We start from the raw sequence: 17,701 nt of genomic DNA, 5'->3' as shown, positions 1-17,701 counted from the left end.
AAAAGTATAGAATTTAATTATTGATTTAGATGAATAGATTCAATGAATTAGTAAAGGAAAAACTTTCTAAGATTCTAAAGGAAGATAGGGAAAATAATGTAGTGATAGTATTGAAAGGTATTTCTTTGGAAGTACTTAATGAATTAGGAATATTTTTTCCTACTATTATTGATGGTAATAAATTATCACATACGAAGATATGCAGTAATAACACAATCATACCCAGACTTTATTCTGAGCAAAACCTTGTGTTATTATGGGAAGAATTTGCGTATCTAATTGAGATATTAGAAATAAGGTCGTCAGGAAAATATTTTCGAATAATAGAAGATAATTCAAGGAAATATTATCCAAATGAAGGGAATGAAAACCTATTGATATTTAATGGAGGGGAAATTGAAATTGATGACGAAAATATTGAAAATACACTTGATGTAAATTATTTTCCGTATAAAGAATTTATCCAAAACGAATCAAATTCTTTTATTCTGTATAATGAAAGTCCTTTATGCGATAATGTAGAGGTTGTCAAGTTATTTAATGATTCATTGGTGTTAAATAATATAGAAAAGGTTCCAAACTTTGGTGATGTATTATATTGTAGTACTCCAATTGAATTAGATCAAAATTTTTATAAAATAGTAAATGAGGAATTGAACCCGGCTGATATAATTATAAACTACCAGGAACAAAACGATTTATCAAAAACATTTCCATTTTCTCAAATCAGTAATTGGATTCTAAAGAAACTATATGGATGTGAAATCCGAATTAGACCTATTGAGTTTAATGAATTAAAAAAAGATGAAAATATTTCAGATGCTGTATATGATTTGCTAAGAAAATTTTGGGGCGAAGATGCTAATTTTAGAAAATTTGAATGCTATAGGAATGCGTATGTTAATAAAGATTTGGTAGAAATAAATCAAGGAATTATTGTACAAAACATCATTGACCAATGTGATAAATCTGAACAAGGACAATCATTTAGAGATATATTCATTACTGCATCAACTGGTTCAGGTAAATCTTTACTTTTTCAGCTACCTTCTTTTTATAATTCAATAAATAAACAAAGAATTACAATTGTAATTTCCCCTCTTATAGCTTTAATGAAAGATCAGGTACAGGGTATATTAGATAGAGGCTTTAATAAAGTTTGTTATATAAATAGTGAATTAAGTTACGATGAACGATTAAAGATTTTTCAAAATATTAAATTAGGGAATATTGATCTGGTCTATTTATCCCCTGAATTAATAGGCAGCCTCAATATTCTGGAAATTGTTGGTGATCGAAAAATTGCAATGGTAGTTGTTGATGAAGCACATACAGTTACAACATGGGGTCAGGAGTTTAGAGTGGAGTATTGGTATCTTGGGCATTATTTAAAGAAAATCAGAAACGAGATTAATCGATTTCCAATAATTACTCTTACGGCAACCGCCATTTTCAGTGGAAAAATGGATATGGTTGAAGATATCATTCTTTACTTGAGGTTAATCAATCCAGAAATATACCTAGGTAGTATAAAAAGGAAAAGTATAGATTTTCGAATTGAAAATTATGGAAATGTTGTAGGGACACGATTAAGCGATTTCAAGCGAAATCAGGTTATTGAATTTGTTAATCAGGCAATTGGTTTAAATAAAAAAGCAATAATTTATTTTCCTTTTGCTAAGGATATAGATACTGTATACAACTTGTTAGTTGCTACTGATAGGAATAACGATTGTTTAAATAATATAGGTACAAAAGTTTTCAGGTACTTCTCAAAAATGCTAGCACAAGAAAAAAATGATAGTTATGTAAATTTTAAAAATATTCCAGGATCCATAATGCTTGCGACAAAAGCATTTGGAATGGGAGTTGACATAAGTGACATTGAGATTATTTATCATCTTGCTCCTTCTGGAAGTGTCTCAGATTATATTCAAGAAATTGGCAGAGTAGCAAGAGCCGATGATAAAAAGGGCTATGCTATGATTCAATTTGGATCATCTGATTTATATTATTCAAAATTGTTGTTCCAGCTTTCGTCAATAAAAAAATGGCAATTGCAAATTATCCTGGACAAATTGAAAAAGCTATTTAATAATTATGCAAGTAAGAAACTATTTATTTCTACAGATGATTTCGAATTTATATTTAAGACTAACAATGATAGAAAAGATAATACAGAGAATAAAGTATTATCTGCTATGCTGATGATTGAAAATGACTTTATAAAAGATTATGGATTTCCGGTCTTTTTAGCAAGACCTCAAAAAATGTATGCAAAGGCTTATGGGAAGATAAGAAATGGCGAAAATTATTTTGGCATAAATAATGAGTTTACTGAACTTATCAAAAAAGATGAAGATTGGATTTATGTACGGGTAAGTCTTGATAGATTATGGAAGCAACAATATCATGATAAGTCTTTGTATGAAGTAAAAAGTAAATTTTATAATTCTGAAATTATTCTTAATGAAGCAACGATCTACCCACAGTTAAAGTTTACGTTTAAGAACTATGTACCTTTTGATAGGGCAATAATTAAGATTAATAATTTATTCGATATTATCACAAATTTAGACGATGTCTGGATGTTCTGGAGTGACCTGAATCAGTGCTTTATTAATAACGGTTACTCAAAATATAGCTCCTTATTAACCTCATTTCTGGTCAATCGTTTTTCAATTTCATATAATTATAGATTTGAAATAAATACTGATTTTCACCTATTTTACTCCAATGAGGTTGATGGTAAAATTCAATATAAAAAATCTAATAATGGTATTTCTAAATTGAAGGAAAATATTATTTCAGTTATTAACCATTTTAATAATTCATTTCTGGTCTGCGGTAAAAGTAGTTGCGATATATTTATTTCATACTCTGAACCAAGTTTAGAACTGATTAAATTGTCTTTGCAGTTATTTGAAATATTGGATGTTGGTACTGTTGAAATTTCGGGGGGCGAGTCTCAAGTGTTAGCGTTGTATATAAACGATATTAATCGATTTAATAAGAAAGCAACTTCAGTAAATTACCAAAATTCAATTGCTAGCAAGCAATACGAACGTCATTGTTCATCTAATGAATTCTTTAATTATTTTTTTACTGAAAATATTAATGACTATGATAGGTGGAATGTTATTGAGGATTATTTTTTAGGTAAAGATCTTAATTACATTAAACAAAACTATGTTTCAAATGGAAATAAAATCGATAATATTTTTGATGGCATTTCATGTACTGATTATGTTCATGATAATACAACATCTAATGTTAGTCCTAAATTTACACCTATAAGAAACCATACATATTTAGCTGATGAAAAACTAACCTTTATTGTTGATAATGAATTTAGCACTCGTAAAATAGATGAATGGATTAGAATCGATCCTGTTCTATTGCATAGAAATTTATCTCAAATAGGTTTTATGATAGATTCAGCGTGTTATAAAGCTTTAAAGGAAAATCTTAGAATGTATTATTTGGATTATTATTCAGATAATTTCCAAAATAATCCTTCAATTGTCCTTAATGGACGTTCAATGGTAGTATCAGAATGGATCAGAAATAGACCAGATGAGTTTTATATCGCATTGTCTAAAAATTCTGATTTGCAGAATCATGCGTGTTTATCAAGTAAGAATAAATTTGATTTATTTGGAAATGTTGATCAGGCTAGATTGAGCCAGAAAGACAGGAGTTGGTTAGAGGATAAGAGGAAAGCAACAGCTAATGAAAAATTCAATATAACTAGACGTTTTAAATTAGCGTCTTTGTTGAAAATCGATCCTTCTGATGATTTAAACAAATATTTAAAATATGATTCTATTGATCTGGGTTTTGCAATTTTTAAATCAAATATTATTCTGGTTGAAGTAAATATTTGTAAGTTTTATAGTGGCGAAATGGTTGATAATGAGTCAAGAATTATTTGCAAAAACTTATGTAAAAGTATATATGAGAGACTAAATATTGGCGTACCTGATTTTAATACTGTGAATATCTTGATTTTACTTCGGAGAGATCTGGAATTTATTGATCAAAATTTACATCGGCGAGAAATTGTTGATAATTTAAATTTATGTGGAGAAGAAGAGTTTTGTAATAAATTATTTATCTATCTCTGGAATAATCGTTCTATTTATTGAGGCAAAAGATTATTCATTTAACTTCAAGCTATAATAAATCCTTAACCACCAAATGAAAAATAAATTACTGAAAGGAGACCGCCTAATAATAAAGAATAATGATTTCAATCCATTGACTGATTTCTTCCTTGAAGATATAGATGGCGATAATTGCATTGTAAATATTTCCTTTGGACTTTTAAGTGGTAGAGCAACATATCCAAAATCTTGTATATCAAAACATCCGATACAAAAAAGTGAGTTTACATTTTGTGTCGAAATATCTGGAAATGAATGTAATTCCGATAATCCAAGAATTAATGAGTTTGATCATTATTTGATTGATATGAAACATCCCATACTTATTTATCGGGCTGCATTTTTTTGTTTAAACGAAATAATTGGATCATTTACAGATAAAGAGTCAAAGATACTAGCGTCAAAAGAATTAATACATATTCTTAACTCTCATGACCCTGTTGTTAGTTTAAATAATTTTGTTGTAACTGTTGTTGCATCCTTACCTTATGATTTTGAATCTAAATCTATTTTAGAGTACTCTGGAGAATTTGTCCCTGTAGTTGCCTTTTATAATTCGGACCGAAAAAATAATAATGTTGTTACAGCATTATTTTTAGTATTATTTGCAACAATTATGAATCAGATTGGTGTAGTATCAAAAGAATCGATAATCCAACAATTAAAAAATATTTAAAACTTATACTTAATGGGGATAGTTGATAGATTATTTAATAATATGATCAAAATAAATGAGAGAATAAAAACTTCAATATTTTTAAGTCTTTAATGCGTCGTAATTCAGCGAAAAATGACTCAATCTTATTTATTCGTGATCTTATGAAAATTCCGTCATTATTGAATAAGGTACAATAACCAAAACAAATTTTCAAAAATTGTTTAATGTAATTTATCACAAGTTTTATTTTTGTTTATTTAAAGCTGTAATAATTAATGGGTGATTAATATTATTTTTCTGTTCACTCATTGTTATAATTGCAGGCGATTCTTATTTTTTTCCTTGGTGAAAATTACGAGAGTTTAATAGAAATATCCCCCCCCTTCCATCTCCCCATCCCATTTTGTATATTCGCTCTTCTCTAAATCTCTCATTTCCAACAATGAACCACCAATCTCACAATAAACTTGTCAGTTTTATCTGGAGTATCGCCGACGACTGCCTCCGGGATGTCTATGTCAGAGGTAAATACCGCGATGTTATCCTGCCGTTTGTAGTGCTCCGGCGCATCGATGCCCTCCTGGAATCTTCTAAAGAGGCTGTCCTGGAAGAGGTCCGCTTTCAGCGTAACGACCTCCAACAGGTGGAACTGGATCCCAAAGGACTACAGGAAGCTTCCGGTTATGTTTTCTACAATACCAGTACCTGGACGATGGAGAAACTCAAGGGTACTGCTACCAACTCCCAACAAAAACTGATTGCCAATTTCGAGGAATACCTCAATGGCTTCAGCGCCAATATCCAGGAGATCATTGATAAATTCAACCTCCGCGCCCAGATCCGGCACATGGCTTCCAAAGATGTGCTGCTGGATGTGCTCGAGAAATTCACTTCCCCCTATATTAACCTGACGCCCCACGAAAAAAGAGATCCCGAAGGCCGGCCCATGCCTGCCCTCAGCAATCTGGGTATGGGTTATGTTTTTGAGGAACTGATCCGCAAGTTCAATGAAGAAAACAACGAAGAGGCGGGTGAACATTTCACGCCCAGGGAAGTAATCCAGTTAATGACACACCTGGTTTTTGAACCGCTGAGAGGAAATCTTCCGAATATCATCACCATTTATGACCCGGCTTGCGGAAGCGGGGGCATGCTCACCGAAAGTGAAAACTTCCTGGTGGATGAGGAAGGCTTTCAGTATAACGGCGATGTTTACCTGTATGGTAAAGAAATCAACGACGAAACCTATGCTATCTGTAAGTCAGATATGATGATCAAGGGTAAGAATCCGGGGAATATCCGCGTAGGTTCTACCTTGTCTACCAATGAATTCTCGGAGGAGAAATTTGATTTCATGTTGTCCAACCCGCCTTATGGTAAGTCATGGGCTTCGGAACAAAAATTCATTAAGGATGGCAAGGAAATTATTGATAGTCGGTTCCTTGTTACCCTGAAGGACTACTGGGGAAATGACCAGGTAGAAGATGCTACACCTCGTTCCTCTGATGGGCAGCTCCTGTTCCTCATGGAGATGGTGGACAAGATGAAGCCAGCCTCAAAAAATAGGATCGGCAGCCGGATCGCTTCTGTTCACAATGGCAGTAGTTTGTTTACCGGGGATGCCGGGGGCGGTGAGAGTAATATCCGTCGATATATCATTGAGAACGATTGGCTGGATGCGATTGTACAATTGCCGAACAACCTGTTTTACAATACTGGCATTACTACCTATATCTGGTTACTGAACAACCATAAACCGGATCATCGCAGGGGTAAAGTGCAATTGATTGATGCCAATAATTTATTCCGAAAGCTGCGCAAAAATCTCGGAAACAAGAACTCCGAATTTGCGCCTGAGCATATCCGGGAGATCGTGCAGGCTTATCTTGGTTTTCAATCCGCTCCTTCAGAGGGCTCGCAGTTGGAGGTGAAAGTTTTTGATAATTCCGATTTCGGCTATTACAAGGTGAATATTGAAAGGCCTAAGCGCTTGCGATCACAATTTTCTCAGGAAGCCCTGGAGCCCCTGCGTTTTGAGAAATCCCTGTTCCAACCAATGCAGACCCTGTTCCGGGAATACGGAGAACTGGTCTATGACGGACTAGAAGCTAAGGCGGAGGGTATTGCCCGCCTAAATGAACAGGAGGGTTGGGACCTTAATAAAAAACAGTTGCAGCGTCTGCTGGATGCTGAAACCTGGAATAAGCCTTATAACCTGTACCTCGCGGCTACTAAATTGTGGAAGCAAATGGGGGATCGCGTTTATATGGACTTCAATGCATTTAGTGAGGAACTGGATAAGCAAGCGAAAGCCTTGGATTTGTCTCTTTCAGCCGCGGAGAAAAAGGCCATTCTGAATGCAGTGTCGGTCTATGATCCTGCCGCGGAGAAGGTGATTCGTAAAATAGAAAAACTATCTGGCGATAAACTGAATCAACTGTTGGATTACCTGGGATGCAAGAAGGCACAATTACCGGAGTTTGGTTATTATCCTACATCTAGGAATGATGAGTACATTACGTATGAAGCGGAGAGTGATCTTCGCGATACGGAACAGATACCCTTGCGGGAATCGATTTACAATTATTTCGTGCGGGAAGTGAAGCCGCATGTGGAAGAGGCCTGGATCAATCTGGATAGTGTGAAAATTGGCTATGAAATCTCGTTTAATAAGTACTTCTACAAACATACGCCCTTGCGTAGCCTGGAAGAAGTAAAGGAGGAGTTGCTGAACCTGGAGAAGCAGGCAGATGGATTGTTGCACGATATTTTAAATTTTTAAGTGATGGAGCAGGAATCTAATTTGTTGCTATATCAATCGGAGGATGGGAAAATCCGGGTCGAAACGCGTCTGGAGGGGGAAACGGTTTGGTTGACGCAGGCGCAGATGGCCGAACTCTTTCAGAAAGACAGGTCTGTCATTACCAAACATATAGCTAACATTTTCGAGGAGGGTGAGCTGGATGCAGATAGCAATGTGCAAAATTTGCACATTGCAAATTCCGACAAGCCGGTTAAGTATTACAACCTGGATGTCATCATTTCGGTGGGATATCGGGTTAAAAGCCAACAGGGTACCCGTTTCCGGCAATGGGCCACAGCCCGCCTTCGGGAGTACATTGTGAAGGGCTTCACGATGAATGATGAGTTGCTGAAACAGGGGGGCAGGGGCAATTATTTTGATGAATTATTGGAACGTATCCGGGATATCCGGTCTTCGGAGAAAGTGTTCTGGAGAAAGGTGCTGGATATCTATGCCACGAGTATTGACTATGACCCTAAGTCTGAGTTATCACAGACCTTTTTTAAAACCGTGCAGAACAAAATGCATTGGGCCGCGCATGGTCATACTGCAGCAGAGGTAATTTATCAACGCATAGATGCGGAAAAGCCGAATCTGGGACTTACCCATTTCAAAGGAGCTAAACCCAGCAGGCAGGAAGTTCAAACGGCGAAAAACTACCTGACAGAAAAGGAATTGAATTTGTTGAACCGGATGGTAACAGCCTATTTGGAAATGGCTGAACTGCAGGCCTTGAATCGCAAGGCGATGTATATGCAGGACTGGATCAGCCGGTTAGATGATTTCCTGCGGATGACGGGCAATGATATATTAGAGCATGCTGGCAGTATCAGTCACGAGCAGGCCTTGCGGAAGGCGGCATTGGAATATGACAAATTCCGGGAAAAAACTAAGAATGAATTGTCTGCAGTGGAAAAGGATTTCATAAAGTTTATGGATACCACAAGTAAGGCACTGAAAAAGGGAAAGCAATCATGACACAACGATATTCAAAATATAAGGATAGCGGAATTGACTGGATTGGGGAGATTCCGGAGCATTGGGTGGTGAGGAAGAGTAAATATGCCTTTACATACTCCAAGGGCAGAAACCCAAAATCATTCTCCGATAGTGAAAGTGATAATATTTATTTGAGTATGGATTATTTACGCAATCGAAATAATTCTATACAATATATCAAAGAAACAAAAGATCTGTATTTTGTTGAAAATAATGAGTTGTTGTTATTGTGGGATGGGGCAAATGCTGGTGAATTTTTGAATTCAAAAAGAGGTTTTTTATCATCAACGATGGCTCACATAAAGTTTAATGAGGTAATCATTAAATCATTTGGGAAATTATATTCAAGAGTTATAGAGTTTCAATTAAGGCGGTCAACTGTAGGAATGGGCATCCCACATGTCAGTAGCTTGGAGTTAGAGAATAGTATATTTCTTCTCCCCCCTCTCCCCGAACAAGAAGCCATCGCCCAATTTTTAGATGATAAATGCGCCCGGATCGATCAGGCTGTTCGTATCAAGGAAAAGCAAATCGATTTACTCAAAGAATACCGGCAAATCGCCATCCACCAGGCTGTTACCAAGGGGTTGAATGATCAAGTGAAAATGAAAGACTCTGGTATTGACTGGATTGGGGAAATTCCGGAACATTGGGAGGTGAAGAAAAATAAAGAACTTTTTACAGAAATTAATGAACCTGGTAATGCTGAATTACCAATATTATCGGTTTCAATACATACTGCCGTTTCTAATGATGAACTTAATGAAGATGAAAATATCAGAGGGAAAATAAGAATTGAAGATAAATCAAACTATAAGCTAGTGAAGAAAAGGGATGTAGTATTCAATATGATGCGTGCTTGGCAAGGAGCAATTGGAGTTGTTCGTACTAAAGGAATGGTAAGCCCAGCATATGTAGTAGCTCGTCCAATTCAATCGGTTAATTCAGATTTTCTTGAATATGAGTTCAGAACTATCAGATATATTCAAATAATGAATCGGGTTTCAAAAGGTATTACAGATTTTAGAAAGAGATTGTATTGGAATGAATTCAAGCAACTAGAAACAATAATCCCACCCCTATCCGAACAAGCAAAAATTGTTGCGCATGTGGAAGTGATTAATATCAAAACTGATGAGGCTATCCGCCTCAAAGAGCAACAAATTGACCAACTTAAACATTACAAAAACACCCTTATTAATGAGGTTGTTACTGGAAAAATAAGAGTGTATTAGAATTACTATTTTATGAAAGGAAAAGCAGTTTTCTCTAAACATGAATCAGAAATGATTATTGCTCTTATAAAGGAAAAGCTGAAATCTGATACAGTTAAACAAAAAGGCATCAGAGCAAAAATTCGAAAACTGGGTTTTTATGCTTCAGATTTTGGATTGCGTGATGGATATACGGTTGATGATTTTATCCGTGCTGTAAAATTGGTTGAGGGAGGGTCACCAACAACTATATCTAAGCCTATCTTAAAAAATACCTCAAACAAAGCCAGCCGCCCAAGAGATTTAAGTGATGAAGCATATATTATTGATTTGTGTGACGAAATTTTAGGTGCAAAAGCAAGCCGTCAGCATTATTTTGATTTTTTAACCGGCGATACTGGTAGAAAGTTACCGGTAGATGCTTTTTATGAAAGACTAAATTTAGTAGTTGAATACTGTGAGAAACAACATACTGAAGCAGTAGGATTTTTTGATAAAAGGATAACTGCATCAGGTATTTCAAGGGGTGAACAGAGAAAAAAGTATGATGAACGAAGAAGAGTATTACTTCCACAAAACAATATCGTACTTATTGAATTTGACTATTCTGAATTTGGGCATAACAGATCAAAAAGATTACTCCGGAATATTGAAAACGATCAAATAATTATTAAAAGTAAATTGAGCCAATTTATTTAATTTATAGATAATGATGTAGTAATCGGAAAAGTGCGCGTGGCCTAATAAACCTTATCGTATGCCCTCACAGTACAACGAACAAGCACTCGAATCGCTGATTGAAAAAACACTCACCGGCAAAAGCCTGGAAGATCTCAAAGCCGAAGGACTGGATATTCCCGCCTTCCAGGAATCGCAGGCGCTCTACCGTACCGGTCATGGTTACTTCACCGGCAACCCTAAAGTTTTTGATAAAAAATACGCCCTCGATACCGATATGTTCTGGGGCTTCCTCCAGGATAGTCAGCCTAAAGAACTCGAAAAACTAAAACGCAGTCCCGACTGGCAACTGAAAATCCTGGAACGATACGACCGCCTGATTAAAAAACATGGCCTGCTCCGCCTCCTCAAAAAAGGCCTGGAAGTGGATGATGCCCATCTTACCTTGTTTTATGAACTCCCAACTGCCTCCAGCGCCAATAGCATTGTTGAGAATTTCGAGAAGAATCGTTTTTCAGTTACCCGACAACTCTGCTACAACCAGAACAATCCCCTGGAAGAAGTGGATATGGTTTTCTTCATCAATGGGATCCCTGTTGCAACGATGGAACTCAAGAATATCTGGACGGGTCAAACGGCTGCGGTTCATGGTATCAGGCAATACATGACTTCACGCAATAGTCACCAGCCTCTCTTTCAGTTTGGTCGCTGCCTGGTGCATTTCACCGCGGATACGGATGAAGTGTATATGACCACTAAATTGCAGGGCGATGATACGTTCTTCCTGCCTTTCAATAAGGGGGATAATTTCGGTAAAGGCAATCCCGTAAATCCCAATGGCCATAAATCAGCCTACCTCTGGGAAGAAATTCTTAAGCGAGATAGCCTGGCAAATATTGTCCAGCATTTTGTACTGCTGGAAGGTAAAGACAGTGATCCGCTTCCTAAAAAGTACTTCATCTTCCCGCGGTATCACCAACTCGATGTGGTGAATAAACTGATCTCCGATACCTATTCTAAAGGAGTGGGACAAAGCTACCTGATTCAACATTCAGCCGGTTCGGGGAAATCCAATTCTATTACCTGGACAGCTTTCCGGCTTATTGAAGTAGCTGATAAGTCAGGTAAAAATCTTTTCGATTCAGTGGTGGTAGTTACTGATAGAAAGGTGCTCGACAAACAACTCCGCGATAATATCAGGAGTTTTTCTGAAATAAAGAATATCATCGCCGCTGCCTATACTTCCGAAGACCTTAAACTGGCGCTGGAAAATGGTAAACGCATTGTGATTACCACCATCCAGAAATTTCCATATGTAATTAAGGATATCAGTGAAATGGCCGACAAACAGTTTGCTGTTATTATTGATGAGGCGCATAGTAGTCAGGGTGGTACAGCTGCTGATAATATGAACCAGGTGCTTGGTAAAATAGAGACCAATGAAGAAGGCGAAATCGATGCCCAGGATCTTATCCTAAAGGCAATGAACAGTCGCAAGATGCGCAAAAACGCATCCTATTTTGCATTTACGGCAACTCCTAAGAATGCAACGCTTGAACGCTTTGGTGTAAAGCAGCCCGATGGTAGTTTTAAACCGTTTCACCTGTATTCAATGAAACAGGCCATCGAGGAAGGCTTTATCCTGGATGTACTTGCGAATTATACCACCTATCGCAGTTACTATCAATTAGAAAAATCGATTGAGGATAATCCGGAATTCAATACCAAAAAAGCACAACAGGCTTTAAAAGCCTATGTCGAGCGCGATGAACGTACCATCCAGGCAAAGGCTGATATCATGCTGGATCATTTTATCCGGCAGGTGTTTGAAAAAAAGAAGTTGAAAGGCAAGGGCAAGGCCATGGTAGTTACCCAAAGTATTGAGTCTGCTATCCGCTACTACCAGGCATTGCGAAAATTATTGCAGGAAAGAGGCAATCCTTTTGCGATCCTGATTGCTTTTTCGGGTAAGAAAATGCTGGCCGGAATTGAATATACAGAAGCTGGCATGAATGGCTTTTCAGATGCTGATACCAAGGACAAATTTGATGAAGACCAGTACCGGATGCTGGTTGTAGCAAATAAATACCTGACTGGTTTCGACCAACCCAAACTCTGCACCATGTATGTAGATAAAAAGTTGCAGGGGGTTATGTGTGTACAGGCTTTGTCGCGGTTGAATCGTTCCGCACAGAAATTGAATAAGCGCACAGAGGATTTATTTGTGCTGGATTTCTTCAATGAAAGCAGTGAAATCAAAGCTTCCTTCGATCCGTTCTACACATCAACTTCTTTGAATGAAGCAACAGATGTGAATGTATTGCATGATTTGAAAGCTGCCCTGGATGATTCCGGTATTTATGAGCAGGCCGAGGTGGATGAGCTGAATGAGCATTTTTTCAAAAAACTGCCGGCAACTGAGCTGAGTAAAATAATAGATGTGGCAGCGGAAAGATTTAATGCTAAGCTGGGGATGGGAGAGGAGGAGAAGGCCGATCTCAAAATCAAGGCCAAACATTTTGTAAAAGTATATGGACAGGTTGCGGCTATTCTGGAATTTGAAAATATCAAATGGGAGAAGCTATTCTGGTTCCTGAAATTCCTGATACCCAAGATGGTCATCAAAGACAAGGAAAAGGATGCCCTGGACGGACTATTAAATTCCGTGGATCTTTCCACCTATGGGTTGGAGCGCGTGCATCTGAATGAAAAGATTGTACTGGATCCAGCGGAATCGGCTCTCGAGGGAGTGAATTCCAATCCCCGTAGTGCCCATCCGGATGATGAAAAAGCGGAACTGGAGAAAATCATTTCCGATTTCAATGAGAAGTGGTTTTCCAACTGGAATGCCACCCCAGATGATAAGCGCCAGTTGTATTACACGTTTACCGAGCGCATCCAGAGCCACCCGGATTATGAGTCTAAGTATGTCAATAACCCTGATTCCTACACCCGTGATCTGGCTTATAAGAAGATCTTCGACGATGTAGCCCTCTCGCTGCGGAAGCTCCACCTGGAGTTCTCCAAACAGCTCATGGACGAACATTTTAAGCAGGATTTCCGGGCCAGTACGCAGCGGTTTTTGAGGTAGGGGGACGTAGCTGGTTATTAATTGTTAATTTTCAGGCAGCATGAAGAGCAATAAAAATACTAAAGCGGAAAATTACAACAGCGAGCTGTTGGATGAAATGCTTCAGCAAATCACGCCCGAAGAACAATTCCAAATAGATCAAAAGATGCTGCGGGCAGCTACCATTTACGATGAAATGAAAGCGAAGGGCTGGGACGAAATTACAAAGTTGCTTAGCGGGAGCACAATAAAGTTAAATAAGTATCTTTTCTTAAATGAGTAAGAGATTTAAAAAGGCATATATACGGATAGAAAAAATATTTGATGGGAAGTTTAGTGATATGTCGAAGCGGATGGAAACGCTGGAATACTTCAGATCATACCTGTCAGAACATTTGATGTTTCCGATAGAAGTGTGCGGACGGGAAGATTTCTCTTGGGAAGAATTTTACATATTTGGACCGGGAGATAAACGAGAATATGAGTCGTTAAAACGTACAAGGGCATCTTATACGGATATTCTAAGAATGACCAGGTTCTCTGCCCATTGTGAGATAGACTATGGATTGTTTGGTCATTTTACCCGTATAGCAGACAAAAAGAGATTTGAGCTTCCGCTGGCTGATTTTAAGGCTGTTAATAATAATTCTGTTGCGGCACAGTTGCTAGAAGACTATTCTATTTGGTTTGTCAATTATTAAATAAAGGGCTTTCAAGCCTTTAAATTAAATCTTGTTTTATCATTTCGATAGAGGGATAAGGCTTTTTCGTAATTCATAGAAATTCTATCTGCTCGCCATCTGGGTTAATTTTTTCGGATCGATTACAGGTAAGAGTACAGCGCCCAGAGAAGTGCCCTGCGTTCTGGTAAAAATAATTCCTCTGATTGTGGAATAGGAGACTCCCATTAAAGTGCTAATAATATTGACATCTACTGTTCTAACAGATCCATCTTCTGATTTTTCAATAAAATCCTCCAGATTCTCTACTCTGAAAATGATTTCATGCGTATATGAACCTTTCGCCCCTATCGGTTTTTTAGAATCATCGATGGCAATAATTTCTATTCCCAATTCAATTCCTATTATTTGTTCTTCCAGGCGCATTCCTGTTCCGACCTGAAAATTAAAAGTGTATCCATTGATTTGTCTGCTTATTGGATTTTCACCTTCTTCAATACTACCCTTTTTTGTTTTCAGGCTCAGCATTGAAATTTTTTCAGGATCTATTTGACGTCCTTCTTTCATATAACTTTTTGTTCGGCATTTTCGGATAACTGACCCATCATTGGGATTACCTTACAGTTGGAATAGTTGAGCCCTTCCGAAACTGTTGCATGTATATTCATTTTAGTAATTCCAACAGGACTGAAATGCTCTGTAAACTTGATCTGTACCAGTTTTTCTCTCGGTGTATATATTACTTTTTCTCCCAGTGCAGCTTCTATTTTGGCAATAGTCCTCAGGGTGAAATTGTGCATCCCTCCTAATAATTTGCTGATTTCAGCTTCCGACTTTCCCATTAATACTGCTAGATCTTTCTGTTTCAAATTTTTCGTTTCTAACAGTACCGAAATGAAATGCGCGATCTCCATTGACTTGTCAACAAAGAGTTTATCCTCATCTGACAATTGGGTAACAGATTCATTTATTTCCACTATTTTCTCAGATCGTTCAATTTTCTTTTTCATTTCAAAAGCTTTTATCTGGAATCGTTATAATGAAATCTTCTTCTGTCAGTATATCCTTGCCCGAAACTTCCAGCTGGTCATCTATTTTTGCTTGATATATGGCATCAGACACTTCATTTGCCAATAAGAAATGCTGATAACAGTTGGGGCAGTCTTTAATCTTTTGTGCTGTTTTTCTATCACCGTTTAATAAAATCACCACTTCTTCTGAAAGTACAATGCAGTACAATCGTAGTCCAAAGTCTGCGTCTCCATCACTGTCGACAAACCTATAATTCGGTGGTGGTAACCGCTCTGCATTTCCCTCTCTTTTAAACCATTGATCAGTGGCTCCATACAGCCTGCCAATATTCTCAATAAATCTGTTGAGTTCTCCAGCTTGTTTCCAATCCTTTGGGTCCTGTTTCATTCTGTTCATAAAATCAGCAAATTCCGAACTGGGATGGCCAACTTTCTGGACAGTATAAAATGCCACTTTTTCAAATTGAAGACCGTCTATGCTAATTATTTCGAGCTGCAACTTAACTTATAAGTTAAGACGAAGGTAATTCGTCTGAATGATTAATACAAGTTTTCAAGATCACCTGCCTAAACATATATATAATAATTTGAAATTCAAATACATATACATGTATTTGGGTGAAAATACCCCCTTCCTCTGCAACCTATCTGCAAACCCTCCCTGAAAATAGGCTGCAGACTTCCCGCCTAGTTTTGCCTTATACCATCCCCACCATGCATTCATCCACCTCACTCCTCCAAAAAGCCCAATTGATCTGTGAACTTTCAGATGGACATTCCCTCCCGCAGGCACTGCAGGAACTCAAGGAAGAACCCGCCCTGAAGGCTATGATTGAATTCTTCGGTTGCACAACACCGGAAGAAGCTGTCCTGCTGGCCTGGGCGTTTGGCCGGGGTATCCAGGTTTCCGAATTCATCCTGCAGGATATTATTGATGATTTCGGAAAAGACCTGCACCAGGTTGATCTGCTCCTGCACAGTTTGCAGGCACTCTGCCAGATGAATCTCCTGGAGGCTGATGTAGACCCCACTGATAACAGCTTCCTGCTCGCCAAATTCAAGCTCCCCACTCAGGTCCTGCTGGCTGCACTACACCAAAATGCAGGTTTACTCCTGCCAGTAAAATTGGCCCGTTTTCAATCCTACCTGCAGTTCGCCTTTCAATTGATCGGGCTGGTGAAAGCCGACAAGCTGAATGCTGCTAATTTTCACAAATCCCTGCTTCAGGCAGAAAACCACAACACACACCTGCCTGCCATTCAACAGCTCAGGCAGCTGATCCCCGACTTTCAGCAACGACTTATCCTGCTCGTTTTGCTGGAGCATTCTGTTCAGCAGGACCACAAATGGATCGACCTTACCGATGTTTTAAAATACTGCGCACCCAACAGCCTGGAAGCCTATGAAGTTCTTTGCCGTTTCCGAATGGGGCAATGGCAGCTCTTCCGGGAGGGTTTCATCCAGCCCTATAGCCCAGAGATCGCCGATGAACAACACGTTAAGCTTACTGCTTACGCGTTTCAGGTATTGCTTCCGGAAATCCCGGTTCCCGCTGCTTTCCAATCCAGCTTGCTGCGGGTCATCCTACCGGATGCCATTACACCCGAAGCACTCTTCTTTGAACCTGCCCAACAGGAACAATTGGGTCTGATCGGCAGCGTTTTTCAACAGGATCAACTTGCTTCCCTTCAGGCTGCCCTCAAAAGCAATGGGCTGCAACCTGGCATTTCCATCCTCCTGCACGGACAACCAGGTACCGGTAAAACGGCTTCTGTGCTGCAATGGGCCCAACGCTCAGGTCGTACGGTTTTGCAGGTAGAGATTTCCCAGATCCGCAGCAAATGGCTGGGCGATTCTGAAAAAAACATGCGACGTGTTTTCTCCGACTACGATAGAGCCTGCCGTGAGTATACGCAGCTGCCGGTTTTGCTTTTCAATGAAGCCGATGCACTTTTTGGTCGCCGGCTACAGGTTGAAAGATCGGTTGACCAGGTGCAAAACAACCTGCAGAATATCCTGCTGCAGGCGATGGAAGATTTCAAGGGCATCCTGGTTGCTACCACCAACCTGCCGAAACAACTCGATCCCGCTTTTGACCGCCGCTTCCTCTATAAGCTCTATTTTGATAAACCTACCCAGGCTGCCCGCCTGCAAATCTGGAAAGCAGCGTTCCCTGCTGTGAATCACAAAACCCTCGTAGAACTGGATCAGCAATACGCCCTTACGGGTGGACAAATCCGCAATATCCAGAGAAAGTTCACCATCCAGCAGGTTGTTGGTAATAAACAACCGGATGCGGATTCCTTACACCAATGGGCAGCCGAAGAACTCTATCGCGAACGTTCCGACCGGCCGACTGTCATTGGCTTTCAGGCTTATCGCCAATGCAGCTGAGGCATTTT

At 38.7% G+C, this 17,701-nt stretch carries 13 protein-coding genes; 10 read left to right on the top strand and 3 right to left on the bottom strand.

From position 1 onward, the window contains the following. Nucleotides 1-29 precede the first annotated feature (29 nt). From L0U88_RS11475 to L0U88_RS11435, 9 genes are all read left to right on the top strand, one after another. Nucleotides 30-4,148: a DEAD/DEAH box helicase gene (locus tag L0U88_RS11475; protein WP_234866202.1), complete on the top strand. Its 4,119-nt coding sequence runs from the start codon at nt 30-32 to the stop codon at nt 4,146-4,148. Between the two features lie 52 nt (nt 4,149-4,200). Next, a complete protein-coding gene (locus L0U88_RS11470) occupies nt 4,201-4,842 on the top strand; it encodes a hypothetical protein (protein ID WP_234866201.1) in 642 nt (213 codons plus the stop codon). Between the two features lie 424 nt (nt 4,843-5,266). Then, nucleotides 5,267-7,606 (top strand): type I restriction-modification system subunit M, encoded by a 2,340-nt coding sequence (locus tag L0U88_RS11465; RefSeq protein ID WP_234866200.1) that lies wholly within the window; start codon nt 5,267-5,269, stop codon nt 7,604-7,606. A gap of 3 nt (nt 7,607-7,609) precedes the next feature. Further along, the gene (locus L0U88_RS11460; protein WP_234866199.1) at nt 7,610-8,605 is read left to right on the top strand and encodes a virulence RhuM family protein; all 996 of its coding nucleotides are present in this window, start codon (nt 7,610-7,612) and stop codon (nt 8,603-8,605) included. Continuing rightward, nucleotides 8,602-9,861 (top strand): restriction endonuclease subunit S, encoded by a 1,260-nt coding sequence (locus L0U88_RS11455; protein WP_234866198.1) that lies wholly within the window; start codon nt 8,602-8,604, stop codon nt 9,859-9,861. Before L0U88_RS11460 ends, L0U88_RS11455 begins: the two co-directional genes overlap by 4 nt. Nucleotides 9,862-9,873: 12 nt before the next feature. Next, nucleotides 9,874-10,539: a hypothetical protein gene (locus L0U88_RS11450; RefSeq protein WP_234866197.1), complete on the top strand. Its 666-nt coding sequence runs from the start codon at nt 9,874-9,876 to the stop codon at nt 10,537-10,539. A 58-nt stretch (nt 10,540-10,597) separates the two neighbouring features. Then, complete coding sequence (locus L0U88_RS11445) at nt 10,598-13,609, top strand: type I restriction endonuclease subunit R (protein WP_234866196.1); 3,012 nt, start codon at nt 10,598-10,600, stop codon at nt 13,607-13,609. A 40-nt stretch (nt 13,610-13,649) separates the two neighbouring features. Then, on the top strand, nt 13,650-13,871 hold the full coding sequence (locus L0U88_RS11440; protein ID WP_234866195.1) for a hypothetical protein: 222 nt from the start codon (nt 13,650-13,652) through the stop codon (nt 13,869-13,871). After that, a complete protein-coding gene (locus L0U88_RS11435) occupies nt 13,864-14,289 on the top strand; it encodes a hypothetical protein (protein ID WP_234866194.1) in 426 nt (141 codons plus the stop codon). The genes L0U88_RS11440 and L0U88_RS11435 overlap by 8 nt, the downstream gene beginning before the upstream one ends. An 84-nt stretch (nt 14,290-14,373) precedes the next feature. On the opposite strand, the gene L0U88_RS11430 is transcribed toward L0U88_RS11435, so the two are convergent. The 3 genes from L0U88_RS11430 to L0U88_RS11420 are packed head-to-tail and all read right to left on the bottom strand — an operon-like array spanning nt 14,374 to nt 15,696. Then, on the bottom strand, nt 14,374-14,835 hold the full coding sequence (locus L0U88_RS11430) for a hypothetical protein (RefSeq protein WP_234866193.1): 462 nt from the start codon (nt 14,833-14,835) through the stop codon (nt 14,374-14,376). Next, nucleotides 14,832-15,278, bottom strand: coding sequence for a helix-turn-helix domain-containing protein (locus L0U88_RS11425; protein WP_234866192.1), 447 nt, complete (start codon nt 15,276-15,278; stop codon nt 14,832-14,834). Before L0U88_RS11425 ends, L0U88_RS11430 begins: the two co-directional genes overlap by 4 nt. A gap of 1 nt (nt 15,279) precedes the next feature. Further along, the gene (locus L0U88_RS11420) at nt 15,280-15,696 is read right to left on the bottom strand and encodes a hypothetical protein (RefSeq protein WP_234866191.1); all 417 of its coding nucleotides are present in this window, start codon (nt 15,694-15,696) and stop codon (nt 15,280-15,282) included. Nucleotides 15,697-16,013: 317 nt separating this feature from the next. Between L0U88_RS11420 and L0U88_RS11415 the strand changes: the two genes are divergently transcribed. Next, a complete protein-coding gene (locus L0U88_RS11415) occupies nt 16,014-17,693 on the top strand; it encodes an ATP-binding protein (protein ID WP_234866190.1) in 1,680 nt (559 codons plus the stop codon). Nucleotides 17,694-17,701 lie beyond the last annotated feature (8 nt).

This window comes from Flavihumibacter fluminis, assembly GCF_021491375.1.
In the GTDB taxonomy this organism is placed as follows: Bacteria; Bacteroidota; Bacteroidia; order Chitinophagales; family Chitinophagaceae; genus Flavihumibacter; species Flavihumibacter fluminis.
The sequence above is the reverse complement of the archived record's forward strand: the minus strand, read 5'-3'. Positions and strand labels throughout refer to the sequence as shown.